This is a genomic window from Streptomyces sp. ATLC9, assembly GCF_057196705.1.
In genome coordinates this window covers 1-6688 of record NZ_JBXUOY010000272.1, presented here as the reverse complement: position 1 = coordinate 6688, position 6688 = coordinate 1, and the positions used below count along the sequence as shown (strand labels likewise).

Annotated in this window: 6 protein-coding genes and 1 rRNA gene; all 7 read left to right on the top strand. The window is 68.5% G+C overall.

Going from position 1 to position 6688, the window contains the following annotated elements; all coding sequences use genetic code 11:
* Positions 1-111 (top strand): 5S ribosomal RNA (gene rrf, locus AC2CJA_RS22215); the annotation flags it as partial.
* A 150-nt stretch (positions 112-261) separates the two neighbouring features.
* Positions 262-870, top strand: a complete 609-nt coding sequence (gene clsA / locus AC2CJA_RS22210) for a cardiolipin synthase ClsA (protein ID WP_484604443.1) — start codon at positions 262-264, stop codon at positions 868-870.
* 116 nt (positions 871-986) lie between these two features.
* Entirely contained in the window at positions 987-3482 is a 2496-nt protein-coding gene (locus tag AC2CJA_RS22205) for a sugar phosphate nucleotidyltransferase (RefSeq protein ID WP_484604442.1), read from the top strand.
* Positions 3483-3585: 103 nt separating this feature from the next.
* On the top strand, positions 3586-4494 hold the full coding sequence (locus AC2CJA_RS22200) for a DUF881 domain-containing protein (RefSeq protein WP_484604441.1): 909 nt from the start codon (positions 3586-3588) through the stop codon (positions 4492-4494).
* A complete protein-coding gene (locus AC2CJA_RS22195; RefSeq protein ID WP_093658545.1) occupies positions 4491-4823 on the top strand; it encodes a small basic family protein in 333 nt (110 codons plus the stop codon). Before AC2CJA_RS22200 ends, AC2CJA_RS22195 begins: the two co-directional genes overlap by 4 nt.
* Positions 4824-4830: 7 nt before the next feature.
* On the top strand, positions 4831-5658 hold the full coding sequence (locus AC2CJA_RS22190; RefSeq protein ID WP_484604440.1) for a DUF881 domain-containing protein: 828 nt from the start codon (positions 4831-4833) through the stop codon (positions 5656-5658).
* 123 nt (positions 5659-5781) lie between these two features.
* Complete coding sequence (locus tag AC2CJA_RS22185; protein ID WP_484604444.1) at positions 5782-6591, top strand: double zinc ribbon and FHA domain-containing protein; 810 nt, start codon at positions 5782-5784, stop codon at positions 6589-6591.
* The last annotated feature ends 97 nt before the right edge of the window (positions 6592-6688 follow it).

The window sequence follows — 6688 nt, the reverse complement described above, 5'->3', positions numbered from 1 at the left end:
GGTCACAGCGAGAGGGAAACGCCCGGTTCCATTCCGAACCCGGAAGCTAAGCCTTTCAGCGCCGATGGTACTGCATGGGGGACCGTGTGGGAGAGTAGGACGCCGCCGAACGATTTGTGAAAGAAAGCCCTGCCGGGTTCGCCCGGCAGGGCTTTCCCGCGTTCACGAGAGTCCCGCCTTCCGGGCCCCCTTTCGTGCCTGTACTCGGGCTGAGGGTAAGGTCGGGAGGCATCGTTGGTACGGACTCATAGGAGGTCCCGGGTGGAGGCTCAGGAGACACGCGTCCAGACGGACCGTGTCCTCACCATCCCCAACATCCTCAGCATGGCGCGGCTCGTGGGAGTGCCGCTCTTCCTGTGGCTGATCCTCTGGCCGGAGTTCGGAGGTCCCAACGCCGACGGCTGGGCGTTGCTCGTGCTCGCGTTCAGCGGCATCAGTGACTATCTGGACGGAAAGCTGGCCCGCCGCTGGAACCAGGTCAGTGGTCTCGGCCGCATCCTCGATCCGGCGGCCGACCGGCTGTATGTGCTCTCCACTCTGGCCGGACTGACGTGGCGTGGCATCCTCCCACTCTGGCTCACAGCGCTGCTCCTGGCGCGTGAGCTCATGCTGCTGGTCGCCGTCTGGGTCCTGGACCGCCGTGGGTATGCGCCACCTCAGGTCAACTTCCTGGGGAAAGCCGCCACCTTCAACCTGATGTACGCCTTCCCGCTGCTGCTCCTCAGTGACGGAAGCGGATGGCTTCCGTCACTGGCTGCTATTTTCGGATGGGCGTTCGCAGGCTGGGGTACAACCCTGTACTGGTGGGCAGGAATCCTCTATGTGGTTCAAGTCCGCCGGCTTGTCAAGGCGGACGCCGCAGCCGACTAGGTCCTGTCTCTCGTCGGGGGCTGCGAGACCCGAGTGGCCCTTTAGTAGATTCACGGGGCTCTTTGGGCGGGCACAGTCGGCGTGTATGCCGTCTCTTCAAGGAGGACGCTTCCGACATGAAGGCCGTCGTAATGGCCGGTGGCGAAGGAACTCGCCTTCGCCCGATGACCGCGAGTATGCCCAAGCCGTTGCTGCCAGTGGCCAACAGGCCCATCATGGAGCACGTGCTGCGGCTGCTCAAGCGGCATGGTCTCACCGAGACCGTGGTGACCGTACAGTTCCTGGCCTCCCTGGTCAAGAACTACTTCGGTGACGGCGAGGAGCTCGGAATGGAGCTCACCTACGCCAATGAGGAAAAGCCTCTGGGTACCGCGGGCAGCGTCAAGAACGCAGAGGAAGCCCTCAAGGACGACTCCTTCCTCGTCATTTCCGGTGACGCGCTCACTGACTTCGATCTGACCGAGCTCATCAATTTCCATCGAGAGCGCGGTGCGATGGTGACCGTGTGTCTCACGAGGGTGCCCAACCCACTCGAGTTCGGCATCACCATCGTCGACGACGACGGAAAGGTGGAGCGGTTCCTGGAGAAGCCCACCTGGGGCCAGGTTTTCTCCGACACCGTGAACACCGGCATCTACGTCATGGAACCGGAGGTCTTCGACTACGTCGACCCCGATGTCCCCGTGGACTGGTCCGGTGACGTCTTCCCTCAGCTGATGAAGGAGGGCAAGCCGGTGTACGGATACGTCGCCGAGGGGTACTGGGAGGACGTCGGTACCCACGAGAGCTATGTGAAGGCGCAGGCCGACGTTCTCGAGGGGAAGGTCGACGTCGAGGTCGACGGGTTCGAGATCTCCCCGGGGGTCTGGATCGCGGAAGGCGCGGAGGTCCATCCCGACGCGGTGCTGCGCGGTCCGCTGTACGTGGGCGACTACGCCAAGGTCGAAGCCGGCGCCGAACTGCGGGAGCACACGGTCATCGGCTCCAACGTGGTGGTCAAGAGCGGTGCGTTCCTGCACAGGGCCGTCGTCCACGACAACGTCTACATCGGTCCGCAGTCCAACCTCCGCGGCTGCGTCATCGGCAAGAACACCGATGTGATGCGCGCCGCCCGGATCGAGGACGGCGCGGTGATCGGTGACGAGTGCCTGGTGGGCGAGGAGTCCATCGTCCAGGGCAACGTCCGGGTCTATCCCTTCAAGACGGTCGAGGCCGGCGCCTTCGTCAACACGTCGGTTATCTGGGAGTCGCGAGGCCAGGCTCATCTGTTCGGTGCCCGAGGCGTCTCCGGCATCCTCAACGTGGAGATCACGCCGGAGCTGGCCGTGCGGCTGGCCGGGGCGTACGCCACGACACTGAAGAAGGGGTCGACGGTCACCACGGCTCGTGACCACTCCCGAGGCGCACGCGCTCTGAAGCGCGCCGTGATCTCCGCCCTCCAGACGAGCGCCATCGACGTGCGGGACCTGGAGAACGTGCCGTTGCCGGTGGCACGGCAGCAGACCGCGAGAGGCAGCGCCGGCGGCATCATGATCCGTACGACGCCAGGCGTTCCCGACTCCGTCGACATCATGTTCTTCGACGAGCGGGGCGCCGACCTCTCGCAGGCGGGGCAGCGCAAGCTGGACCGCGTCTACGCCCGTCAGGAGTACCGCAGGGCGTTCCCCGGAGAGATCGGAGACCTGAGCTTCCCGGCCAGCGTGTTCGACTCCTACACGGGGACGCTGCTCAGGGCGGTGGACACCACCGGTGTCGCCGAGTCCGGTCTCAAGGTCGTCGTGGACGCCTCCAACGGGAGCGCCGGTCTCGTCCTGCCCAGCCTGCTGGGCCGGCTCGGGGTCGACTCGCTGACGATCAATCCGGGACTGGACGAGTCGCGGCCGACCGAGACCGCTGAGACCCGTCGTGCCGGGCTGGTGCGGCTGGGGGAGATCGTGGCGTCGGCACGGGCGGCCTTCGGTGTCCGGTTCGATCCGGTGGGCGAGAAGATCTCCCTGGTGGACGAGCGTGGCACGATCATCGAGGACCAGCGGGCACTGCTGGTGATGCTCGACCTGATCGCCGCGGAGCGGCGCAGCGGGAAGGTCGCTCTGCCGGTGACCACGACCCGCATCGCCGAGCAGGTGGCCGCCTACCACGGCACCCAGGTGGAGTGGACCACGACTTCGCCGGACGATCTCACCAGGGTCGGGCGGGACGAGGCCACCGTCTTCGGCGGTGATGGCCGGGGCGGGTTCATCGTGCCGGAGTTCAGCAGTGTCTTCGACGGCACGGCGGCCTTCGTGCGGCTGCTCGGGCTCGTGGCCCGCACCCAGCTCACCCTGAGCCAGATCGACGCCCGTATCCCACAGGCTCATGTGCTGCGCCGTGACCTGGCCACCCCCTGGGCGGTGAAGGGCCTGGTCATGCGCCGGGTCGTCGAGGCCGCGGGGGAACGTTTCGTCGATACGACCGACGGTGTACGGGTGGTGGAGTCCGACGGCCGCTGGGTCATGGTGCTGCCGGACCCGGCCGAGGCGGTCACCCATCTGTGGGCCGAGGGGCCTGACGACGCTTCCGCTCAGGCCCTGCTCGACGAGTGGTCGGCGGTGGTCGACAGCGCCGGCCGCTGACGGCTCGACGGATCCCGGGACGACGGCGGTACCGTACCGCCGAACGGATGCGCTCCGGCACTGCGGAAGCCCCGTTCGGCGGTACGGCCCTCGACGTGCGACGATGTGCGGCATGTCGCAGCAGCACCCCGTACGGAGTACCCCCTCGAGGCCTGCGCGACCCGACGCCTCCATGTCGCTGCTCACCAATGTGATGGAGCACAGCCTCGACGACGGCTACGCGGAAGCGGCGGACCGCCGGGGCGCCGAGGGCCGGTCCGGGCTGCCCCGCACACTGCGCGGGAAGCTCGTTCTGACGGCCGGCCTCGTCCTGGCCGCACTGGTGGTCACGCTGGGGGCCGCCCAGGCGCGTTTCGAGGCGCCGACGGAGGCACGGGAGCGGCAGGAGCTGATCGACCGGATCGAGGACGGCGGCCGGGACGCCGACAGCCTGCAGAGCGGTGTGGACGGTCTCCGCGAGGAGGTCGCGGCGATGCAGCGCGAGGCGCTCCAGGAACACGGCGGCGACCGCGGCGAAGTGGTCGCGTTGCTGGCCGGGGCGGTGCCGGTCGAGGGGCCGGGACTCAAGCTGGTGGTCGACGACGCCGAGGACTCCGGGCCGGGCGAGGGCGGGGGGCCGCGCCGGAGCACCGGCTTCGCGGACACCGGTCGGGTACGGGACAGGGATCTGCAGCGGGTCGTCAACGGGCTGTGGGAGTCGGGGGCGGAGGCGATCTCGGTCAACGGGCAGCGGCTGACGGCCCTGTCGGCCATCCGCGCCGCCGGTGACGCGATACTCGTCGACAACAAACCGCTGGTACCGCCGTACACCCTGCTCGCGGTGGGCGACGGCAAGGGGCTGAGCGAAGCCTTCCGGGGCAGCAGCGACGGGTTGTACCTGGAGGTGCTCGAGGACAACTACGACATCCGCACCGCCATATCCGTTCAGGACAGGGTGCGGTTGCCGGCCGCGCCCAGTCTCACCGTTCGTACGGCAGAGCCCGTGAAGACAGGAAAGGGCAGCACATCGTGATCGCCGTTCTGGGCCTCATCGTGGGAGTCGTGGCCGGACTCCTGGTCCGTCCCGTGGTGCCGACGGTCGTCGAGCCCTATCTGCCGATCGCCGTCGTGGCGGCGCTGGACGCGGTCTTCGGCGGGCTGCGCGCGATGCTGGACGGCATCTTCGACGACAAGGTCTTCGTGGTGTCGTTCCTGTCGAACGTGGTGGTGGCCGCCCTGATCGTCTTCCTCGGCGACAAGCTCGGCGTCGGCGCGCAGCTGTCGACGGGAGTCGTGGTGGTGCTGGGCATCCGTATCTTCTCCAATGCCGCCGCCATCCGGCGGCATGTGTTCCGGGCGTGAGTGAGCGATGAGCGACGACAGGACGACACCGCCGGGCAGGGGCCCGGAAGAGGGGCGGGACGGGACCGCCGCGGGGCCGGTGGAGCACGCCGGGCCGGGCGGCGGGGAGCCGTCCCCGGGCGGGCGTGAACGGCTGATCCGCGGGCTGTGGCCGCCCCGGGTGAACCGCAATCAACTCACCGTGGCGCTGCTGTTGTTCGTCCTCGGGCTGGGACTTGCCATCCAGGTCCGTTCCACCAGCGAGAACAGTCCGCTGCGCGGCGCGCGACAGGAGGACCTGGTGCGGATCCTCGACGAGCTCGACAGCCGCACCCAGCGGCTGGAGGAGGAGAAGCGGACGCTGGAGAACCAGAAGTCCGAACTGGAGAACAGCTCGGACCAGGCCGAGGAGGCGCGTCGGCAGACCGAGGAGAGGGCCCGGCAGCTCGGTGTGCTGGCGGGCACGGTCGCGGCCGAGGGGCCGGGTATCCAGGTGGTGGTGAACGACGCCGCGGGTATGGTCGAGGCGCACATGCTGCTGGACGCGATCCAGGAGCTGCGTGCCGCGGGGGCCGAGGCCATCGAGGTCAACGATGTGCGGGTGGTGACGAGCACGCACTTCACCGACAGCGGCGGCAGTATCAGGATCGACGGCCGCAAGGTGGCCTCGCCCTACAGCTTCGAGGTCATCGGCAAGCCGCAGGACCTCGAGCCGGCGCTCAACATCCCGGGCGGCGTCGTCCAGTCCCTGGAGAAGGAGCAGGCCACCGTGTCCGTAACCCGTTCAGAGAAGATCGTCGTGGATGCCTTGCGATCGGCGAAGCGGCCTGACTACGCTCAGTCGTCATCGCAGTGAGCCGACGAGTGAAGAAACCGGGGGTCGGCGCGCTTGCCGGCCTGCGGGTAAGGGAAACTGTCCGAAGGCCAGGGACGTTGTGAGGACGTCCGGTTCGGCCACCGTGAGCATCGAGGGTCTGTCCTGCCCCACGGGCGGGTCTGTTTCGTGCGAGGGGAATCGCCCGTGAGTTTTCTTGGGAAGTTGTTCGGTAAGCGTCAGAGCGCCGGGGACGGCGCCCGGCACCGCGCGTCGCGCGGCGGCGAGCCCGCGGCGGAGGGGGGGGAGCGTCCGCTCTTCCGCGACGAGGTCGCGCCCGGCGGCGATTCGAGTGGCCACGGCCCTGTCTCTGTTGACCGGGAAGCGTCCGGCCGCATAGGTTCCGAGGCGTCATCAGCCTCTGGTACGGGTGGAGGATCCGACTTGCCGATCTGTTCGAGGTGCGGGACCCGCGCCGCCGAGGCGAGCCGGTTCTGTTCCAACTGCGGGGCGCCGCTGCGGGGCGGAGTCGCACCCGAGCGCTCCTCGGAGACGACCTCCACCATCTCGATCTCGGGCATCGAGGCCTACGACGCCGAGATGACGGGGCAGACGGCCCTGCCGTCGCTGTCCCCCGAGGCCCAGGCGGCCGTGGACGCACTGCCGATGGGCTCGGCGCTGCTGGTGGTGCGCCGGGGGCCGAACTCCGGCAGCCGCTTCCTGCTGGACAGCGAGCTGACGACGGCGGGACGCCACCCCGAGAGCGACATCTTCCTGGACGATGTGACCGTCTCCCGCCGCCACGTGGAGTTCCGGCGTGGCCCGGACGGCCGGTTCACCGTCGCCGATGTCGGCAGCCTCAACGGCACGTACGTCAACCGCGAGCGGATCGACTCGGTCATGCTCAACAACGGTGACGAGGTCCAGATCGGGAAGTACCGGCTGGTCTTCTTCGCGAGCCAGCGCACTGTCTGACCCACCGCCCCGGGGGCGCCCATGCTGCAACCACGGTCCGGGGGCGCCCCCCCGGGCGGGCGCCCCCCGCCGTCCCCTCCGATGTTTATCTGCGCCG